Below are 20642 nucleotides of genomic sequence, written 5' to 3'. Positions count from 1 at the left end.
ATCAAGTTGATGGAGGAAGTGCTAGACGAATATCTGAAGGTTTTGGCTTCTCTTTAGGTTCGCCATCTTCGTTCAATAAACCATTGGCATTGCAGTATGCTTGCCAAGCAATATCGTATACGGCATCCCCTTGTTTATAAGGCATTAGCACATGATCTGCAGATTGACCGGTTGGAGCTTGTTGGTCTTTCGGGTAAGTGTAATCCATTGGAGAGAAAGTATTATCTTTTAAGTTAAACTTAAATAGTTGCATATCGTATTCTTGGTCTTCACCAGAAAGTTCAGGGAAGAGTTGAGAGGCTGAGATAGGCACTGCACACCCACCCAAGTTATTACACTTATTATCTGCAGGTGCACTTTTTGGCCCTGTTGATACGCTACCACCACAGCTACCGCCGGGCGTTGTGCTATGAACAAAGCCGCAACCACCTTGTGCTTTACAATCATTACTGCCTTTACAACTGTGATATACCTCAGGAGGTGGTAAGTCATTCGAACCTATATTGGTATAGCTCATTCCTTGGCAGGCATGATAAAGGGCGTTCGGATTTTGTGGGGCGATACCCGTTACTAAATCCGGCGCAATTCCCGTGGTTGCCCAGCAAATCGAGATCCTATCGCCAGAGCCACCCATCGCAGGGCCCGGAAATTCACTGGTCTTACCAGACCAATAACGATCAAGTGCAGTCGTTAGACCTTTAATTGTGCCTACCGCAGATTGACTGAATAATTGATGCGTATTGCCAATATTTGACGAGAGTTTAAGGTTGTTAAGCGCTTTTACTACACTGCTGACGCAAGGTAGATTTGGGTTTTGCTTAGCTGCTTCATCATCGCCGTTGGGGTCCAATAACGCCTCATTCCAGCTATTACCCTCAGCAAACCAAGTTGACCAAGTCATGTAACGTTCGTCTGGTTGACTTGAAGACTTCTCAAAGTCGACAATGAGCCTCATAGTATCGGTAAATATTTGAAAGTGATCTTTGTATTTATTAGTGATCCGCGCACACGCCGAACCGGAAATTGGACCCTCACCGCAGCTTGCGGGATAATCCGCCTTCAATGCTTCTGCACTAGGTTGAAACTTCTCTTCTACGGTGCTGAGGTGGGGATCATCCGCTTCATCCGCTTTCGCTGCTAGGAGGTTTTGTGCCCATTTCTCATCAGCCCAGCGTTTACAAATCATTTCTGCCACACCATCACCTTCTCCTTGATCAGTAATGGCATTTACATTATTCATTAACGCTTCTTTTAAAACAGTATGATCTTCTTTTACGTTGAGAGAGCCCTTAATACCTGGGAATTGTGGCTGATAATCTTTATTACCAGGGCGCTCATTAAAATAGTCGCGCTGAATGGTTGCATAGTCGAGCAAGCTTGTGCCATCGTCATACTGGATCTGGATATAATCCCAATAGCTGAGGTACATGTGTCCAATCGAGCCAAACAGCGGCAGGTTTTTCTCAGTGTAATCTGGTTTCCACCAGTCATAAGGTGCCTGCTCAAAATATTTTGGCCGTTTTGTGTCTTTGTTTGGTTCTAAATATTGCTCTTGGATAATTTTCTTTGCGTTTTCTTCCGTTTCTTCAATCAACATAAAGAGTAGTGTCTGCTCTTTGTTGAGTTCAGTGGCATTAACGCGTAGATCTTGTAACGTTTTACCTGGGAAAATTTGTTTGAAGTAAGCTTGAATCTCAGGGCTCAGTTGCGACAAGTCTTTGGTACAGTCAGCAAAGTCCAAAATATGTGGAATACCACTTTGGTTGTTGTAGCATTTCCAACCATAGTTTTCATCAATCAATGCCGGACTTGTAAAGCTTGGTGTGAGTCCCAACTTACTTGCCATATTGGAAGCAAGCTGTAAATGGAGCATTTCTTCAATGAAAACACTATATACGCCATTAAAAACTTGCTGATTGATAGTTAATCTAAACTTATCCGACAAATCGCTGGGTTTACTATCACTAACTAACGTATTTATATCGAATAACGGCGCGAGATCAACGTCATATTGACTACGGCGCTCTTCCGGGATATATCCAGCTGTTGGACCAAGTCCTGGCCAATAACGTCCTGGATAAAGGTTTGATGAATCAGCGATCGCATGGGTGCCTTGAATGGAATAAAGGCCTGTCATGTATAAAGGGATAGTGAATAATTCTACATTTATTGCGGCTTGTGCTATTGCCCTAAGGCAAGATAAATCAGCGTTCTTGTATTTACTTGCGCGTGCTTTTATTTGTTTCTTTTGTGTACTGCTGAGGATGATGTTGGTGTTGAGCTCTTTGTTTATTTTTAAAGGCTGACTCTCTTTATTCTGCACATTCATAGCTTGCTCCTTGATGACGGTGGACTTGCTGCATTTTTTCGCCTAATAGCCTGTAGTATTGGATATATATGTCGAACTATTGCAATTCAGTTAATAAAGTTAAGTGATTGGTTCAGGTGAAAACACCACTCTCTTTAGAAAGTAGCTGTAAAAGTAAAAAAAGGCGATTACACAAGATTACGGGGTGGGGATTATATGTTGTGTCTAAACGTAGATCGTTATTAGAAGTGAGTAATCAATAATTACTCACTGAATTTAGCTAGCAAGTCTTACCGTTCGCAATAGTAACCAGGATCCGGTACTGGGAATTCAGGCAAACGTTCACAACCTTCAAACTGTACCTGTGGCGATTCGAAAAGAGGTGCGCTTCGATACTTACCTTTGACTGAAAAGCTACTCGGTGCCGTAATTATCCGAGGTTTTGGATCAAAGTTTATGTCGAAACCATCCGCCACCGCTTCATAGGTCATAGCCCAGTTTGAAAATAATTGAGGGCTATTCAACCTATACATCGAGTCAGCTTTATATACATCAAACCATTTACGAGCCAAAATACTTTGACCTGACTTCAAAATGATAAGAATACGGTTATCTTTAATATCATTTATATTATATAAATTATTTATTTCAAACTCTAACTTGGATGCATCCATATTTGAAAGGTTAATTCGGCCATATTGATCGAAAATTTCTGGTGCAAAAGTTTGAATAATTGAGTTGGATGAAGAGGAACCACCAATAATAACTTGACATTGAATAGACACTCTGCCTTGAGCGTGCTCTGCATTCGCTGTCATTTTACATCCGGTTAGTGCAACTAATAAATTTGCAGCGATAATTGAGTTTCTAAATTTACAATTCATAAAATATCCTTTTTAATATGAAATTAGTACTGCAAGGAGGAGATTAGTTAATGTGTACAAAAAGATCAATTTTAATTGTTGTTTTATTTTTTCTTATTAGTTCTGGTTGCACTTCAATAGGTCGAAGTGTTATGAGTAAATCATTGAAATATGAGTTAAAACTAGTTATCGACACAGAGTTGATAAATGTCAAAAAAATTGAAAGGAAATTAAAAAAAGGTGAGTACACGTTGACTTATGACTTTTATCCAAGTGATATTTCAATCAAGGATGACATTGATATGAATGTTGAAATTAATGGTATCAGTGCCGGTTACAAAATAGTGAGAGAAGAGCAGGCTCGGGCTCTCGATTTGAGCGGGCAGCTAACTCTCTTGATCCCCGGTTTTGCCGTGGATAAATCACTACTGACTTCCTACGCGATTTGGTTTTCCTCATTGGGATCAGATGTCATTGTAATGGACTTGAAAAGCGTTGATGAAACTACATTTTCGTTTGGTAGTAAATTGGTCGACTATTATCCTGAATTATCGTCTAATTATAAGTCAGTCAATGTTGTCGGATTTTCTATGGGCTTTCTACCGGCATTGCATATAGCTCAAAAGTATAACCCTAGTAATTTGATTGGTGTGGCACCATTTTTAATTAGGGAAGACTTAAATGTTGCTGCCTCAAAAACGGTTTCATATATTGAGTACTTGCCGCAAGGATTAATCGATAAGGTGATAGAGTCATATTTAATTGAAAATGATTTGCAAGAGTTCTTCTCTGATGGACTCGAAGTTGTTAATCATTATGAAAATCTATTAGTAATTAATTCAGGTAAAGATGATGTACTTCCTGAGTCAAGCAAGTTGGTATTAAAAAATCACTGTGCACAACAGTTTTTTATACCTAATTATCAGCATCATTTACTTGCATCAACGCCGACAAATGAAACAACAAAGCTACTCGTACAATTTTTGGGAGATCTATCGCGTAGAGATAGGAATAAAGATTGTTCGAAAATATAAAAGGCTGATTGCTCAGCCTTTTATATTTTTATAGTAATTAAAACTTAGACGGCGCAGGAGGCACTATCAGTGTTTTCTTCGGGCTATCTTTTAACTCTTTCAACAGCTCCTTCACTGCACGCTCGACAGAAGGGTCTTTACCGGCATGAACAAGCTCTGGTCTATCGATCACTTCGATATCAGGGCTGACGCCCTCATTTTCGATGATCCAGTTGCCTTCATTATCTAGAATTCGGAAGGTTGCAGCGATAACCTGACCTCCGTCAACAAGACTTGGATTACCCGAGATACCGATAAGGCCACCCCAAGTGCGAGTACCAATTAGTTTGCCAAGACCTGCCTGACGGAAGTAATAAGGTAGAGCATCACCACCTGAACTTGAATAGCCGTTGATCAACATCGCTTTTGGACCATCGTGGGCAAATTGTGGAGTTTTTGTTGGCTCAACACCGCGGCGTTTCCAATAGTTAAGTGGCTTACGAGCAAGCCAAGTGATCATGTGCTCAGGGATGAAGCCGCCGCCGTTATAACGGTCGTCGATGATCAGCGCATCTTTGCTCGTTTGTGGCATAAAGTTCTTAAATAATGAACGGTTACCATCATAATGAGTATTTGGTAGGTGAACGTAGCCAATCTTACCGTTTGATAATTTATCCACGTAGTCAGCACGTGATTGAACCCATGCCATGTAACGCAAGCCTTGTTCGCTGGCAACAGGTTTTACCGTGGTTTTCCAGCTATCATCAGCGCTTGGTGATTTACTCAATACCAACTCAACTTGCTCGCCTTGGGTGTTTTCAAGTAGCTCGTAAAAGTTAACCACGTCTTTTACCGAGCGACCATTGACCGAGATGATGTAATCACCCTCATTGGCATTCACGCCGGTTTCATTGAGTGGTGAACGGTAGTCTTCATGCCAGTTCTCACCTTTGTAGATACGCTCAATTTTAACGTAGCCAGACTGATGAGCACTTATTTCTGCGCCAAGTAAACCATGCTTTTTGCGCTCGGCTGTTGGGGCATCACCAGATTGTACGTAGATGTGACCTGCGTTGATTTCACCCGCAATTTCACTAAGTACATAGTCTAAGTCGCTACGGTGTGCGACAGCGCTGGCAAGTGGTTGATACTTCTCCAAGATAGCATCCCAATCTTGACCATGGTGATGTTCGTCGTAGAACCAGTCGCGTAAGGTGCGCCAGCCTTCTACATACATTTGTTGCCACTCAACTTTCGGGTCTATTTTCAGTGTCATCTTAGATAAATCAAGCTGACTGGCTTTTAAATCTTGCTTTGGCTTTGGTGCAATTACACTGAAGTTGTTACCAGCGCGAGCGATCAGGTGCTTACCACCAGCGGCAACTTTATAGCTGCTTACGCCTTCGGCGACGGTTTCTAGTTTGCTATCTGGTTCTGTGCCGAGGAGCTTTAACGCACCGCCTGTTAAAGTCAGTACGCCTCCTTCAACACCTGTAAGCGAACCGTAATTACCTGCTGGGGCTGAGAGTGATACAACCCGTGACATAAAGCCGTTGGCCTCAATGCGATTTGGTTGTTTGTCGCTGTCCTTTTTCGTTTCATCGTCTGATTGAATGCTTAACTCATCACTTTCAAAGGCATTAAGCGGCTTGATCTGACTATTCACCGCAACGCTATAAATGCGCGTGGCATTATTAAACATATAATCAAATTCATAGCTGCTAAAGGTGAGGTTATAGTCGCGCTCAGAAGTGAAATAAATGTAGTTACCGTCAGGAGAGAAAGTAGGGTTACGCTCACTGGTCATGTTGTCAGTCAGTCGAGTGACCTTTTTATCCTCAGTGTTATAGTGCCAAAGCGAGGCGTAGCGGTTTTCATTGTTTTTAACAAAAACAATATCTTCACTGTTTGGCGACCAAGTATATTCAGTTAGACCATCTTCGTCGTATTTGGCGGTGTCAATTTTATGCATATCGCCAGATTTCGCATCAACCCACCATAGCGTGTGGTTTTTATCTGCGAAGAGTAGTTTGCTGTTATCAGCGGACCAAATTGGTGTAAAGCGCCAGATGGTACCATTGTCAGTTAACTGGATGGTTTTGTTGTTATTTGCTCTATCTTTGAGATAGATCTCATATTCACCTGTTTTATCGCTCATGTAGGCAATATAACGGCCATTCGGTGACCAGCTTGCTTCAATTTCACGACCTTCTGGTGTGTAAGAGAGGTTACGAGTTGGACCCTGTTTTACTGGGACTGAGAATAACTCACCACGGGCAGTAAACAATGCACGCTTACCATCGTGTGATATATCCATAGAATCGATAAAGTCGCTAACGTTTTTACTATATGGCATGGCATATTGACGCACACCAGCAACATCGATTTTTAGCTTTTTAGTTGTCTTTGTCGCTTCGTCAAAGCGATATAAGTAACCGCCATTTTCGTAGACAATGGCATCTGGTCCGGCTGATGGCCACAGCACGTCAAAGTCTTTGTGGTCAGTCATTTTAACCGGTGACTTGCCATCGCGATATTTATAAAGGTTGAGCGTGTAGTCACGATCAGACACAAAGTAAATACTGTCATTCACCCAAGTTGGTTGTTGATCGGTGGCTTTGTCAGTGGTGAGTTGTTTAGACGTATTGTTTTCAAGGTCGTAAATCCATACATCCTGAGCTCGACCACCACGAGAGCGCTTCCAAGTTCTAAACTCTCTGTCGATTGGTGTGTAAACATACTTATTACCATCAGGGGAGAGCATACCACCACCCGTTTCTGGAATGGCCATCGGCTGCTCAAGTCCACCTTCTACTGGTACCATATACGGGCGACCCATACGTTTGCCCCATGGTGTGCGATTTGCTCTAAAAACGATATGTTTACCATCGGGTGTCCAGTCCATCACGCGATAGTCGAACCCACCGCGAGGAGGCATTTGACCAACATCGTTGTAGTAAGTGAGTTGCTTTAATCCTGAACCATCAGCATTGATCACATAGATTTGGCGGCTGCCATTATACTCGGCGGCAAAAGCGATTTTGCTGCCATCTGGAGAGAACTTAGGGAAGGTCTCAAAACCAATATGGTCTGTTAGACGCTGACTTTTACCTGTGTTGGTATCTGCAATATATATGTCGCCAGCATATACAAAAGTGACTTTATCTTTGTGGATATCTGGAAAGCGGAGTAGGCGAGTATCTTCGGTCTGATACGCCGAAACAAAAGGCGCGGCTGCCGCAGCAATGGCGAGCACGAGTGTTCTTATCTTCATCATAATATAGGCATTTCCGTTATTATTTTGATACATAATAACTATTGATAAGCGAAATGCACCCAATTTAGATGAGTAGCTTGTTTCAAAATGTGAAAAAACACCCCAACGCGGAGTGTGGTCGCGAAGAGGTGTTGAGTAGTTGGGGGAGGTACAGATGTACCTCAATCATGTGTTGATTTAGAACTGAGCAACAAAAGTTAGGTTGCTTGTTTCACCGCCGTCAGTGTCAACTACACTACCTTTAAGGTAGTAAGTGTCGTTGAAGAAGTATTTAGCTTCTACTGCTAAGTCTGAATCATATGAACCTAGGCCAAGCGCAAAGTTGCGAGTGAAGTAGTAGTTTGCAAGCACGTTTGTTACGTTGTCGTCAAAACCATCAGTATCAATACGGTTGTGCTCTAAGTCGATTGTGAAGTAGCTGTCACCACCAACGTGCATGAAGTAACGTGCACTTAGGTTTAGGTAATCAAATTCGTCTTCAGTTTCAACTGTGAAACCGATGTAATCTGTAGAATTTAGTTCGTGGTTGTACTCAGCTTTGAACCAAGTGGTATCACCGTTTTCAAACTCTTCTTGGCGAATGCTTAGCTTTAGGTTGTCGTTGTAAAGGTAACCAAAACCGAAAGAGTAATGGTCGTCAGCTTCGCCAAGATCTGCGATGCCAGCAGTTACAAACCATTCTTTAGTGATAAAGCCTTCACCACCAACAGAGAAAGCATTTGAATAATCATCGTTAAAGTAACTTACGCCTACATTGCTGTCCGTATCAAGGTAGCCAAAGTCATCCCATACGCCTACTGATTCTTGAGGTGCGAAGAAATAGCGAGAAGAAAGCATCAGTGCGCTGTTGTCAGAGCCATCATAATCTGTATAACTAGCGGTGTTGAACCACTCTTTTTGTACGTTACCAGTGTTAGCCTGAGCTGCTGCTGAAACAAGTAGTGAAACAGCTGCGATAGATAGTAGTTTTTTCATAGTCATCCCTTTAATTTCCATATATTGAGCTACATCGACTCAACGGCGCGCATGGTAGTATTAGAAATCTGAACGGAAGCTGACAATAATGAAAAAAGTTTGGATATTGGCAAAAAAGCTGAGACTTAATTATGCTTTTTATCTATGAGATAAACATAAAGGAAGAGAATATGACGAACTCATTCCATGGCATATCAATAGGCACTGAGCGCTTTGGAGATGATATTTATCTCACACTTAAGCCTACAGGTAAACTCACTCATGAAGATTATGTTGTTATTACACCAATAATCGAGAGTGCACTGAAAGCAGTAACAACGCCTAAAATCTATGCATTTCTTGATGCGACTGATTTTGAAGGCTGGGAGCCAAGAGCCATGTGGGATGACTTCCGACTCGTCTTTGAGCATAGCACTGAATTTGCCAAAGTAGCAATATATGGCGGCAAAAACTGGCATCGACTTGCTGCAACAATAGGTAACTGGTTTGTTACTGGTAAAGTGAAGTATTTTGATGATAAAGGGGATGCATTGAATTGGCTTAATGAACGAGATTGATTAAAGTTGAATTAAATTCATGATTTTTGCATTGTGGCTCGAGATGCTAGTTACATCTGCAAAAAGTGGATTATTCAACCTATCATCAGTATAGTGAATTAACACCATTGGCTTTTGTCATAACGGCTTAGGAGCTTCGACTGTGAAAAAAATACTGATCACTGGTGCAAACCGCGGTATTGGACTTGCGTTAACTAAAACCTATCTGCAGGCTGGCTGGCACGTATTAGCAACTTGTCGAGACCCGCTTACTGCTTCAGAACTAAATTCTCTTGCGCCAACTTTTCCTGAGCTCCAAGTGTTTGCCCTAGATGTGACCAATTACGACCAGATGGAAGAATTAAGCGAGAAGCTAGCCCCTGTTGCCATCGATATTGTTATTAACAATGCGGGTATTTATGGGCCGAAAGACTATGCATTTGGTGAAACAGATATAGAAGCGTGGCGAGAAGTGATGGAGGTTAATGTATTTTCCACCATGCGACTCGCAGAGCTATTTTACACCCATCTTTGCAACGGCAATGAAAAGATTTTTGCGGCCATTTCTTCTAAGGTAGGTAGTCACACCATGAATACTAAAGGCGGTGGCTATATCTATCGCAGCTCTAAGGCTGCACTAAATTCAGTGGTAAAAAGCCTATCAAATGATTTACTGGGTGAGGGGATCCGCACGGTTGCTATTCACCCTGGCTGGGTCCAAACGGAAATGGGTGGCCCTAACGCGTTAATTACTCCAGATGAGTCTGCAAATGGGATCTATTCCGTGTTATCTCATTTTGTGGATGCACAAAGCGGAGGTTTTTACGACTATAGCGGTGATGCTATTCCTTGGTAGTTACACATTAGTTAACCTGCGCTGACTCGAGAAATAAAAGATCCTGGCTACTTAACGAGACTGATGCATTGAGTAGCGCCCACATAGTAGTAAAGGAATGTGCATATAGTGGTAGAAGTTCAAAATTTAGTCTTCACGCGTCGTGATGGTGAAGTGAATCGAGCCGTATTAGATAAGCTTAGTCTCAGTATTGCCGCTAAAGAACAGGTCGCTATTGTTGGTGATAGCGGGTCGGGTAAAACGACACTTATCCATCTTATTGGTGGTTTATTAAGGCCTGATAGCGGCAGCATTGTTATTGATGGCCGGGATATTACTCAGTTTAATGATATTGAACAGGCGCTCTACCGTCGCAAGTTAGGGATGATATTTCAACACTATCAATTGCTTGCACCTTTATCCGTCTACGACAATATTGTTTTTCAAGCACAGCTCAATCAATTGAACCCAAAGCAAAGCGATGTTGATGCGCTGGCAGAGCGTTTGGGGATTTTACATAAATTAACGGCCTTGCCTCAGCAATTGTCAGGTGGTGAGCAGCAGCGAGTTGGTATCGCACGTGCCATGATCAACAAGCCTAAGTTATTGCTGGCCGATGAGCCGACGGGAAACTTAGATGCTGCGAAAAGCGAAGAAGTGGTATTACTTCTGCGTGAGCTGTGTGAAGAGCAAGGCGTTAACTTGCTTATGGTTACACACAGCCAACACCTTGCTGACAGCCTAGATAGAAAAATCACCATTCAAAATAACCGTGCTTATGGCTAAAACGATGGAACGGCTGAGCGCGTTATCAGAAATTAGGCTGGTACTCACGGTGTTTATGCAGTTCTATAAAAGGCATCTTTGGTTGTTTTTGTTATTCGTTTTTGGCTTATCTTTGGGTAGTGCTTTACTTGGCTCAATTCAAGGACTAAATCAAGAAGCAACGGATCGTTACCAGCAAACCAGCGCACTTATAAATAATCCAATTAGTCACTTTGTTCGGCCAAGCGTAGGCCGCGAGATGTTGACTGGAGATGTATGGACGGCGCTGCGAAACGCAGGAGTCGTATCCGCTGAGCCAGTTTTGGAAGGTGTGCTGGTCGTGCCCAGTGAGAACAGGCTTCGCATTAAAGGGGTTAATACTTTGAAATGGCTTTCTCTACCTAAAGTGCAATCACAGGGAGATAAGTCAGGCAATCAAACTGCACCATTACAATTCGGATTTAATACAATTTACGTATCTGAGGAGATGGCCCAACATTTGTCGCTCAGAAGGCATGAAGTGATCAAGCTTCTTGATACGGATGTGCATTTCGCTGTTTTATCGGAACTTACTGGCGATGTTGCAATAGCCGATATTGCATTAGTTGACCATTTACTGAATTCATCAGGTCAAATTAGTTATATAGAGATCTCAAATGCAGTATTGGATGAGGCAAAAGTTAGGCAGATTTTAGGTGATAAAGCACAGCTGCAAAGTGCACAAGCGCAGTCTTTCGACTCGTTGTCGAAGGCGTTTTTCTTCAACCTGCAAGCGCTTGCATTCCTAGGCTACGTGGTTGGCGCTTTTTTAAGTTTTAACGCTATAAAGCTTTGTCTGCACGCAAGAAAAAAACTACATCAGCAACTCACACTACTTGGATGTATTCAAGCAAATGTAGTCGCAGCGGTAGTCATTGAGGTGCTCGTCTTAAGCTTGATTGCTGCATTGGTGGGCGCAGGTGTGGCTTTCTTAGGGGCGAACTTATTGGTGAGCGAGATCTCTATGGCGTTAGAGAGCCTATTTGCATTAGATAGGCGTTTACCGGTTAATTTCAGTTGGTTAGTCGTGCTGCAAGCATTTGTGTTAAACCTTTTGGTACTTGCAAGTGTGGCATATTGCCAAGTAAAGCCTCTTACTTTTTATAAATCTTGGCAGAGTAAAATAGTGAGTGGAAGTCTATTGGTTACGGCCGCTGGGTATTTTTATCTTGGTAGCGAAGCGCCAATTCATGCGCTTGGGTTGTGCGTTTGCTTACTGTTGCTCTTTTTTATGATAACACCAGTGGCACTGTGGGCTGCGTTTAAAGGTATTCCAACTCAGCATCCATTAGTCAAATGGATGAAAGCAGACAGTGTCGAGCAGATCAGAGTACTTGCAATCAGTGTTTATGCCGTGTTGCTTGCGGTTGGCACTTCCGTAGGGTTGCAAATTATGGTGAGTAGTTTTAGCTCAGCTTTGCAGATCCATTTAGATGGTCGCCTTAGCGCAGATCTATATGTGCGGCCTAGTGAAGTTACCGATGTGCAATATCAATGGCTCTTAAGCCAAAAGGATATTGAAAAGGCCGGTGTATTTTGGCGTGCAGAGATAAGTTATGGCCTGGGCTCACATCAACAAGGCACTCAATCAGCGAGTTTGATTAGCTTTGGTCGCTCTGGCGAACATCACTACAATCTTACGCTGCTTGCGGGAGCTGTACCTAATAACGAAGTGCTTTACTATGATGCGAATAAAAATGTGAGTGGGTGCCTTGCCAACGAGCCAAGCAAATTATTGTATGGCGTAAAGTTGGGTCAGCGTATTCGTTTGCAACAAGGCAAAAAGCATATTAACTGTGAGATAACGGGTTTTTATTACGATTATGGCGAACAGCGCGCGGTGTTCGTCGCTGTTAGTGACGCAATTGAAAACGCCGGGCTTAACTATGAAGCATATGGTTTTTCAATTGTTCTAAAGCCAGATATTGATACCGCTTTATTTAAGCAAAAGGTCATGCAGCAATTCCATTTAAACGACTCACAAGTGGTTCAAAATCAGCGCTTTAAACAATACGCTACGCGTTTGTTTGAACATACGTTTTACGCAACGCACGCGTTAAATTTAATGATAGTTGCTATCGCGCTATTTGGGTTGTGGGTATCATTACTGACTCTCGGCGCTAAGCAAATTCAACCTTTGGCCATCTTAAAAACATTAGGCGTTACCACTTGGCAAGCATTTGCTATTAAATTAGGGCAGAGCGCTGTTATTCTGCTTGTGAGTTTAGTGTTGGCGACGATACTCGGGGGAATGCTCGGGTGGATATTACTTAAATTTGTGATGCCAATTGGCTTCGGTTGGACGATCCCTTTTCTATTACCTTATCTTGAGATCGCGGTCTTTATCACCCTCATTTTTAGTTTAGCTTTGCTGGTTAGTGTACTACCTCTACTCAAACTGAGTCGTCACGATACTGCGGATCTGTTGTATGAAGACTAATTATCTTATCGTTTTATTACTGTTAATGGTGGGAGTCGGCTGCACTCCGGAGCTGTCAGAAGCACCTGCTTCAAAACGTGATTTTTTCAATCTTCAGTTGGGCGATCCGGTCTCTCCCGTATATCAGTTAAGTTTTCCGCGTGATCACGGTAGCCATCCTGATCAAGGCATTGAATGGTGGTATGTTACTGCAAACTTAAAAAGTGATTCAGGGCAAGAATTTGGTGTTCAATGGACGTTATTTAGAACCTCAGTTGTCAGCGTTCAATATGTCAGTCCATGGTGGGATGGTGAGTTATACTTTGCGCATTTTGCAATTCAAGATAATACCAGGCACCAATCCTTCGAACGATACGGAAGAGCAGGGCAAGTAAAAATTCAAGCTGACCCATTTATCACGCAATTAGATAACTGGTATTTGCGCAGCGCGACGGAAACATTTTTTCCGTTAACGCTTCATGCTGAGGAAGAAAAAAACAGTGTTAATTTAACACTGAGAAAAAGTCCGATAGTGCTACATGGGAACAATGGCTACAGTGAAAAAACGTCCGACGGCCACGCTTCCATGTACTACAGCTATCCTTTTTTAAGCGTCTCTGGTGAGCTTACTTTTCAAGGTGACACACATCAAGTCAGCGGTGACGCGTGGCTCGATAGGGAATGGTCTTCCTCGTTTATCAGTAAGGCACAAAGCGGCTGGGATTGGTTTAGTATTCGCGGTCAAGACAGATCGAACGGCGCACTAATGGTATTTTGCATTCGTGATAGCCAACAAGTCTACAGAGATTGCCGAGGCACTGAAATTACAGCTGAGGGTAGCACGACAGAAATAGCGCATAAGGATATTCAATTAAGTGTTTTGGAGCAGGTTTCGTTAGATGGAGTAAGCTATCCATTTAAATGGCAACTACGGCTAAAGCACAGTCCTGTTATTCTGATCGAAAGTATCAATCGTGATGCGAGAAACCAGCTGACTATCCCGTATTGGGAAGGAAGAGTAAAAGTGTCCGGTGGCTATATAGGTGAAGGGTACGCTGAGCTAGTCGGATACGAATAGCCCGCATTGGCTATACCGATTAACTTGTACCTATATTATCTTTAAATTTCCTAGTGAGATAGTACTAGGGCCTGTTGATCTTTCAAGTTTGTTTTTGCAGCAGTTTGACTGGTATTTATACAAGGCAGAGCCTGCGTAGCATAGTTATTCTATGTAAGTCAGGTGATAACACAGTAGAAATGCCAGTCAAGCGCTGCCCTTTGGGTTCACCTGAGTGCGCTTTGTTCATTGTTGCTCAACTTTTGCCTAGATTACTAGGCAAAAGTCGAGCGTCGCGACCAAAACACACTCAGAAGAACAAAAATCAAACAGCAAAGGTCAACAGGCCCTAGCCCACAATAAACATGAATTTATCCTGAAATCTTGTTTTAACAGCGATTTTTTCTGTCAAACTCAGTCCTAGAAAGCTAGACTCTAGGAATATCTTACTATCCGTGTTGCTATGTTAAATACGTTTTTTGTAACCGATCCCGCACCAGAGTTGCTACTCAACGGAACTTATGATGCTACGCTTGTAGCGTTATCTGTACTTGTGGCTGTTATCGCCTCATTTTTTACGCTTATCCAGATTGACTTTGCTGAGCAAAATCAAAATAGTCGTATAAATCGGCTTGCAAAATTTGGCGGTGCTGTAGCCATGTCTGGTGGTATTTGGAGTATGCACTTCATTGGCATGTTAGCATTCTCACTTTGTGTTGAAGTGGATTACGATCCTTGGCTTACTGCGGCGTCCATCTTCCCCGCTTTCTTAGGTTGTTGGGTTTCGTTTGATTTGATAACTCGACCAAATGTCACACTTGCAGTAAAGGGGCTCGCCGCGGTCATTTTGGGGGCGGGCATTGGCACCATGCACTATAGCGGTATGGAAGCCATGCAGCTTGGCCCTATGCTGGGTTACGACCCCGCACTTTTTGGTTTATCAATTGTTGTCGCTGTGTCACTTGCCTTCATCGCAATTCAAGCGAGAAGTAAACTGCGTGATTATGTCAGTGATAACAATATCAGTGTTGTAAGATGGCTAGGCGCTTTGGCACTTGGGGCATCGGTGTCAGGAATGCATTACACGGGCATGCAGGCGGCAAAATTTGTATCTGACTCACCAATTATCAACCAAGAAATGCAAGAGCAGCATACTCAATCGCTTGCATTGTTTATTGCTGCTGTCAGTATGATCATTAGCGCTTTATCTGCGCTTATTCATACCGCGAGCAAGTACCGCTCAGTGGCTGCAGACAAAGCCGCTAATGAATCTAGGCTTGCGGCTATCCTAGAAACAGCCGTTGATGGGATCATCACTATCAATGGTGATGGTATCATTAAAAGCTGTAACCCGTTAGTTGAACGAATTTTAGGATGGTCTGAGCGAGAAACGCTTGGTCGCAATGTTGCTGTGTTTTTACCTAAAGAAGCGCAAACGAAAGTATCATTCGACAGCACTTACCTTGAACAATTTAAGGGGGTTGGCCGTGAAATCAAGGCGCTACACAAGCAAGGGCATCTGGTACCTATTCGGCTGGGAATAGGAGAGGTTGAGTTAAAAGACCAAAGCGCGTTTTATGTGGGTTTTATCACTGACTTAACAGCGCAAAAGCAAATGGAAGAAGCACTGATTGAGCAGGAAGCGCGTCATCGGACGCTGCTAAATAACATGCCTGGCGTGGCATTTCGTTGCCGGATTGATAGCAAATGGACGATATCGTTCGTAAGTCCCATTGTCGAGCAGCTTACAGGCTACCGAGCAGAAGAATTTATTTCTGGGCAAGTTCATTTTGCCAGCTTGATTATTGAAGATGACAAAAGCTTAACGCACGATGTGGTTGAACAAGCACTGCAATGCGGCAAAGCGAGTTACTCGCAGGAATATCGAATATTACACAAATCAGGCCATACCAAGTGGGTGCTGGATAAAGGTTCATTTGAATACGATCAAGCGGGTAAAGTTGAGGGCATTGCGGGCGTATTACTTGATATTAGCGAGCGCAAGAACATGGAAGACGAACTACGTGGCGCAAAAAGCATTGCTGAAAGCGCAGCAGCGTCCAAGCAAGCGTTTTTAGCGAACATGAGTCATGAAATTCGCACACCGATGAATGCCATTTTAGGATTTAGTGAAGTACTGAGAGAGTCTGAGCTGAAACCTGATCAAAGTAAGCATGTAAATACGATACTTACGAGTGCAAAGGCACTACTGCACTTGCTTAACGATATTTTAGACTCCGCTAAGCTGGACCAAGGCAAGCTCGACCTGATTGAGAATGATTTCTGTATTTCTGAGCTACTCGACAACGTGGTATCGACGTTTTGGTATCAAGCAAAGAAAAAGGGCTTAAAACTAGAGCTCACGATGAGTCACAGTTTGCATCAAACTTATCATGGTGCTTCCGACCGCTTACGGCAGGTATTGGTAAATTTATTGGGTAATGCCATTAAATTTACTGCACAGGGCCGTGTAGAGCTTAGCGTTGAGTCCTCTCATGACAATTATGTACTGTTTAAAATTGCGGACACAGGTATAGGGATTGCCAACGATAGACTAGATTCAATTTTCAATCCCTTTGAACAGGCCGATGAGAGCATGAGTCGCCGCTTTGGTGGTACAGGCCTTGGAACGACCATTAGTCGCCAGCTAGTCGAGTTAATGGGTGGAAAAATATGGGCTCACAGTGAGCTTGGAAAAGGGTCTACTTTCTACTTTACTGTGCCTCTTAAGAAAATCGCGGCATTCACAATAGCGCAAGATGTTCATGTCGAACTTCCCCCATTAAATATCTTGGTTGCCGATGATATTCAACAAAATACCGAATTGTTGAGCTTATTACTTGAAAAGCAAGGTCATAGTATAGAGGTCGCAGGGGATGGGCTTGAGGCCATCGAAAAAGCAAAAGCGCAACAATACGATCTTATTCTAATGGATATTCATATGCCGGGTTGTGATGGACTTGAGGCGACGCGCACTATCAAAGCATATGAACGAGAAAATAGGCAACAAGAGACACCGGTAATCGCCCTCACCGCGAGTGTGTTAGGCGAGGATAGAGCGGCTGCAAAAGCTGCAGGGATGGCTGCATTTGCCTCAAAACCAGTGGTGATAGAAGATTTAACTCGCACTATTGCTGAAACGCTCAATATCAATATTGCTCATACGGCGATTGGAGTAAGGCAAACCAGCAACAAGCAGCTTATAAATAGAGCTAGAGCGATAAATTTGTGGGGCAGTGAAGCTCGATTTTTAAAAGAATTGGCGCGTTTTTGGGATGGTAAAAGAGAAGAAGTGGTAGCGCTTTTTGCCCACGAAGGTCAGTTTACGAATGATGTACTACAGAATATTCACACCATCAAAGGCGTTGCTGGAAACTTGGCGTTGGAGACACTTTTTGCTCTGCTTGAGCAAATAGAGGGTAAGAAGGAAATTGACGAGCGCTTGAGAGCTAAAATGGCGCTCATTATTGAAAAACTAGACGACGTGGTTGGACTGAGTGATGAAGAAGTTGTAACCAACGCGTTGAGTGAGGGCGACGTTTTTTTGTTTAAGCAAAACTTGCCACAAGTAAAAGAGATGATAGATGAGGCGCAAGTCGAGGATGATGTGCTTGACGCATTGTTAGAGAGCGCGCCCCTTACGTACCGAAGCCAGGTAGAGGCGTTGAAACATGCATTGGATGATTTTGAATTTGAACGTGCGGAGGAAATTCTCGCACAATTAATGAGTACTGATGTGTAATGATAAATGACCACAAGCCTCTGATCCTAGCCGTTGACGATGAAGCAACGAATCTCCAAATTTTAAAGCAAACGCTGGGTAATCAGTATCGTATGAAGTTTGCAAAGTCTGGAAAATTGGCGCTGGAGCTAGTAGATAAGGAACTACCTAACTTAATTTTACTCGATGTTATGATGCCTGAAATGACAGGTTTTGAAGTCTGCTCCAAATTAAAAGAAGATCCTACCACTGCGAGGATCCCGGTGATTTTTGTGACCGCCTTGAGTGAAGAGTTTGACGAAGCTCGAGGCTTTGAGTTAGGTGGTGTTGATTACATCACAAAGCCTATCAGCCCTGCGATAACTAGAGCGCGAGTGAAGACGCACTTGTCTTTAGTCAGTGCTACTGAGCTTAAAAGTGCATACGTTGAACTGATGCAGCGGCTCGGTCAGGCGGCGGAATACAAAGACAATGAAACAGGCCAGCATATTGCGAGAATGAGCCGCTACTGCTTTGTGCTTGCTAAAGCTTGTGGTTTACCGGAAGCGTATGCAGAAGATTTGATGCTCGCCGCCCCGATGCACGATATTGGCAAGGTCGGTATTGCCGACAGCATTTTGCTGAAACCTGGACGTTTAGATGCCGAAGAATATGAGGTGATGAAACAACATGCTGAGCTGGGTGCAAACATACTTGCGGACTCTGATTCAAAACTCGTCAAGCTTGCATATTTAATGGCGATGGAGCACCACGAGAAATTTGATGGAAGCGGTTATCCAAAAGGATTAAAAGGGGAAGAAATCTCACTTGAAGGACGGATCTGTGCGCTTGCGGACGTGTTTGATGCGCTTACTTCAAAGCGCCCATATAAAGAGGCTTGGCCTATCGAAAAGGCATTGGCCTTCATTCATTCTGAAAGTGGTAAGCACTTTGACCCAAAGTTAGTTGAATTGCTCGATGAAAACCTACCAGAAATCCTAAAGATTAAAGCGCAGTATGACTAATCCCCGGTGCGTGGTAGACATTATTCTCAATTTCCCATTGATGAAATTGAAAACGGTGTTTACCAATCAGCGCCAGTCCCAGTTTTTCGTAAAATCGATTTGATTCGTTCTCGACCCAAGTATAGAGCCAGTACCGCTCGCCAAGTTTGTCTACCATATGAGAAAGTAACCGCCGACCTATCCCACATCCTTGAAACCGGCCTAGCACATAGAGTCTCTCTACTTCAAAGCCAAGATCTTGCTGGTGGTATCTCGAGTGACGGTTAGCTTGAATATAACCTTGTATCGCACCTTGATGCGTTGCGATGTAAATGCTTATCTCTTCTTGCTGTAGCAAAGATATAAAGTAGGTTTCTGTAAAGGTAGAAAGCGCATATTCTGCGTATTCTTGTCGGAGTCCTTGGACTGCATAGGTATCGAGCCAAACCTGAATCGATAGCGCGGCAAGCTTTAATGCATCAGAGGGTACAGCTGGGCGAATTGTGGCGTTGGGCATTACGTTACCTTATCCATTATTTGCGCATATTGGTAATACGCTAGTTGGCCCACTCTTCTTAATTGTGGCATTGGAAATTTAGGCAGCGGCTTTGTATAGATGGGTAAATCAGGCACTTTATGACCCATTAATTTTTCAGCAAGACGAATGCTTGCCTGAGCACTAAATGCCACACCTGAGCCACAATATCCGAGCACATATCCAGTGTTATTTTCACTGTAGATATGGGGGAGATCATCAAGTGCGGCGGCAATATAGCCACTCCAGAAGTAATGAACTTTAGCATTGAGGTTAGGAAAGCAATCGTTAAGCGCTGAACGCAAGTTGTGTTGGTATTTTGCGTTATCCTGATCGTGGCCAAACACCGCACCTCGTCCACCGAACAAAATGCGATTGTCGGGAAGGCGACGATAGTAGTATTTAAGCCGTCTGGTATCCATGACGACTTGCTCTGTCATTAAGCCATTGACAGCAAGTTGCTCATCGCTGAGTGGTTCAGTCACGATAATACTACTTAAAATAGGCAGGTAACGTCCTTGAGTTAATGGCGAAAAATGTCGTTGAGCGTAGGCATTTGCTGCGATCACGACTTTGTTCGCCGAGACTCTGTGGCCATTCACTTCTAGCTGGTGGTTGCCATTTTGGTTCTGGTAATGAGTGACCAAACTATTTTCATAAAGTTGCACACCAGCTTGCTGTGCTAAAGCCTTGTAACCTAGTAACAGCTTCAAAGGGTGAACACCAAACGCGTTGTCAAATCGCAATGCGCCAAACCCTTGCTGGTTGTGCATATAGGTTTCGGTCAGTTGTTGCTGAGACAGTAACTGATGGCTCTTGCTACCCATGGTTGCAGTGAGAAATTCGGACTGCGCTTTTAGTAGCGAAAATGCTTGCTGATTGTGTGCAACTTTCAAATAGCCAGATGCTTGCACGTTGCAATCAATGTGATTGGCGTCGATATGTTCACGGACCAAAGCAACGGCGTTGTTGTACTCTTGATATATGGCTTTACTGACATCCAGACCATACTTTTTGGCCAGTTGCGCATAACCAAGCCGTCCCGTACTTGGTAGCACAAATCCCGCATTTCTCGCGCTCGCGCCAAAGCCAACTTGATTGGCTTCAAATAGGGCAACGCTTTGGTGATGAGTGGTTGCCAAATGGTAGGCGGTAAGTAAGCCCGTAAAACCACCACCGATCACAGCGATATCTACTTGTAATGATTTATCTAGCGAAGGGGTGGGGGTACCTATAGGGCAGGTTGCAGCCCAGTAGCTATTGGCAAAAGCTTGGCCTTGGCAATGTGGCTGAGTGAGTGGATCAAACCCTGACAT

At 43.3% G+C, this 20642-nt stretch carries 14 protein-coding genes and 1 pseudogene; 9 read left to right on the top strand and 6 right to left on the bottom strand.

What is annotated here, in order from left to right; translation table 11 throughout:
* Nucleotide 1: 1 nt before the first annotated feature.
* Together L3V43_RS17330 and L3V43_RS17325 are read right to left on the bottom strand one after the other, a co-directional pair.
* Nucleotides 2–2329, bottom strand: coding sequence for a ferritin-like domain-containing protein (locus L3V43_RS17330; protein ID WP_102058389.1), 2328 nt, complete (start codon nucleotides 2327–2329; stop codon nucleotides 2–4).
* 269 nt (nucleotides 2330–2598) lie between these two features.
* On the bottom strand, nucleotides 2599–3192 hold the full coding sequence (locus tag L3V43_RS17325) for a hypothetical protein (RefSeq protein ID WP_235368239.1): 594 nt from the start codon (nucleotides 3190–3192) through the stop codon (nucleotides 2599–2601).
* A 131-nt stretch (nucleotides 3193–3323) separates the two neighbouring features.
* Here L3V43_RS17325 and L3V43_RS17320 point away from each other — a divergent pair, with 131 nt between their 5' ends.
* Nucleotides 3324–4205 carry an alpha/beta hydrolase gene (locus L3V43_RS17320; RefSeq protein ID WP_237117077.1) on the top strand — a complete coding sequence of 294 codons (882 nt, stop codon included), beginning with the start codon at nucleotides 3324–3326 and terminating at the stop codon, nucleotides 4203–4205.
* A 37-nt stretch (nucleotides 4206–4242) separates the two neighbouring features.
* On the opposite strand, the gene L3V43_RS17315 is transcribed toward L3V43_RS17320, so the two are convergent.
* Together L3V43_RS17315 and L3V43_RS17310 are read right to left on the bottom strand one after the other, a co-directional pair.
* Complete coding sequence (locus L3V43_RS17315) at nucleotides 4243–7494, bottom strand: S41 family peptidase (RefSeq protein ID WP_237117078.1); 3252 nt, start codon at nucleotides 7492–7494, stop codon at nucleotides 4243–4245.
* 144 nt (nucleotides 7495–7638) lie between these two features.
* Nucleotides 7639–8436 (bottom strand): putative porin, encoded by a 798-nt coding sequence (locus tag L3V43_RS17310; RefSeq protein ID WP_102058392.1) that lies wholly within the window; start codon nucleotides 8434–8436, stop codon nucleotides 7639–7641.
* 170 nt (nucleotides 8437–8606) lie between these two features.
* Between L3V43_RS17310 and L3V43_RS17305 the strand changes: the two genes are divergently transcribed.
* The 8 genes and pseudogenes from L3V43_RS17305 to L3V43_RS17275 all read left to right on the top strand — a co-directional run bounded on the left by L3V43_RS17305 (nucleotide 8607) and on the right by L3V43_RS17275 (nucleotide 18812).
* On the top strand, nucleotides 8607–8993 hold the full coding sequence (locus L3V43_RS17305; protein WP_237117079.1) for an STAS/SEC14 domain-containing protein: 387 nt from the start codon (nucleotides 8607–8609) through the stop codon (nucleotides 8991–8993).
* Between the two features lie 142 nt (nucleotides 8994–9135).
* A complete protein-coding gene (locus L3V43_RS17300) occupies nucleotides 9136–9828 on the top strand; it encodes an SDR family oxidoreductase (protein WP_237117080.1) in 693 nt (230 codons plus the stop codon).
* A gap of 108 nt (nucleotides 9829–9936) precedes the next feature.
* Nucleotides 9937–10593, top strand: coding sequence for an ABC transporter ATP-binding protein (locus L3V43_RS17295; RefSeq protein WP_237117081.1), 657 nt, complete (start codon nucleotides 9937–9939; stop codon nucleotides 10591–10593).
* Between the two features lie 4 nt (nucleotides 10594–10597).
* On the top strand, nucleotides 10598–13051 hold the full coding sequence (locus L3V43_RS17290; protein WP_237117082.1) for an ABC transporter permease: 2454 nt from the start codon (nucleotides 10598–10600) through the stop codon (nucleotides 13049–13051).
* A complete protein-coding gene (locus tag L3V43_RS17285) occupies nucleotides 13041–14108 on the top strand; it encodes a lipocalin-like domain-containing protein (protein ID WP_237117083.1) in 1068 nt (355 codons plus the stop codon). The genes L3V43_RS17290 and L3V43_RS17285 overlap by 11 nt, the downstream gene beginning before the upstream one ends.
* A gap of 179 nt (nucleotides 14109–14287) precedes the next feature.
* Nucleotides 14288–14511 (top strand): annotated as a pseudogene (locus L3V43_RS23830) (hypothetical protein).
* Between the two features lie 39 nt (nucleotides 14512–14550).
* Entirely contained in the window at nucleotides 14551–17829 is a 3279-nt protein-coding gene (locus L3V43_RS17280) for an MHYT domain-containing protein (RefSeq protein WP_237117084.1), read from the top strand.
* Nucleotides 17829–18812, top strand: coding sequence for an HD domain-containing phosphohydrolase (locus tag L3V43_RS17275; protein ID WP_017217673.1), 984 nt, complete (start codon nucleotides 17829–17831; stop codon nucleotides 18810–18812). The genes L3V43_RS17280 and L3V43_RS17275 overlap by 1 nt, the downstream gene beginning before the upstream one ends.
* Here L3V43_RS17275 and L3V43_RS17270 read toward each other — a convergent pair.
* Together L3V43_RS17270 and L3V43_RS17265 are read right to left on the bottom strand one after the other, a co-directional pair.
* Nucleotides 18793–19308, bottom strand: a complete 516-nt coding sequence (locus tag L3V43_RS17270; RefSeq protein WP_237117085.1) for a GNAT family N-acetyltransferase — start codon at nucleotides 19306–19308, stop codon at nucleotides 18793–18795. The genes L3V43_RS17275 and L3V43_RS17270 overlap by 20 nt on opposite strands.
* Nucleotides 19308–20642 (bottom strand): FAD-dependent oxidoreductase, encoded by a 1335-nt coding sequence (locus L3V43_RS17265; RefSeq protein ID WP_206472497.1) that lies wholly within the window; start codon nucleotides 20640–20642, stop codon nucleotides 19308–19310. Before L3V43_RS17265 ends, L3V43_RS17270 begins: the two co-directional genes overlap by 1 nt.

The organism is Pseudoalteromonas sp. L23, from assembly GCF_021728455.1.
In the GTDB taxonomy this organism is placed as follows: Bacteria; Pseudomonadota; Gammaproteobacteria; order Enterobacterales; family Alteromonadaceae; genus Pseudoalteromonas.
Note: the sequence above shows the minus strand (reverse complement) of the source record. Positions and strands in the feature narration are given on the sequence as shown.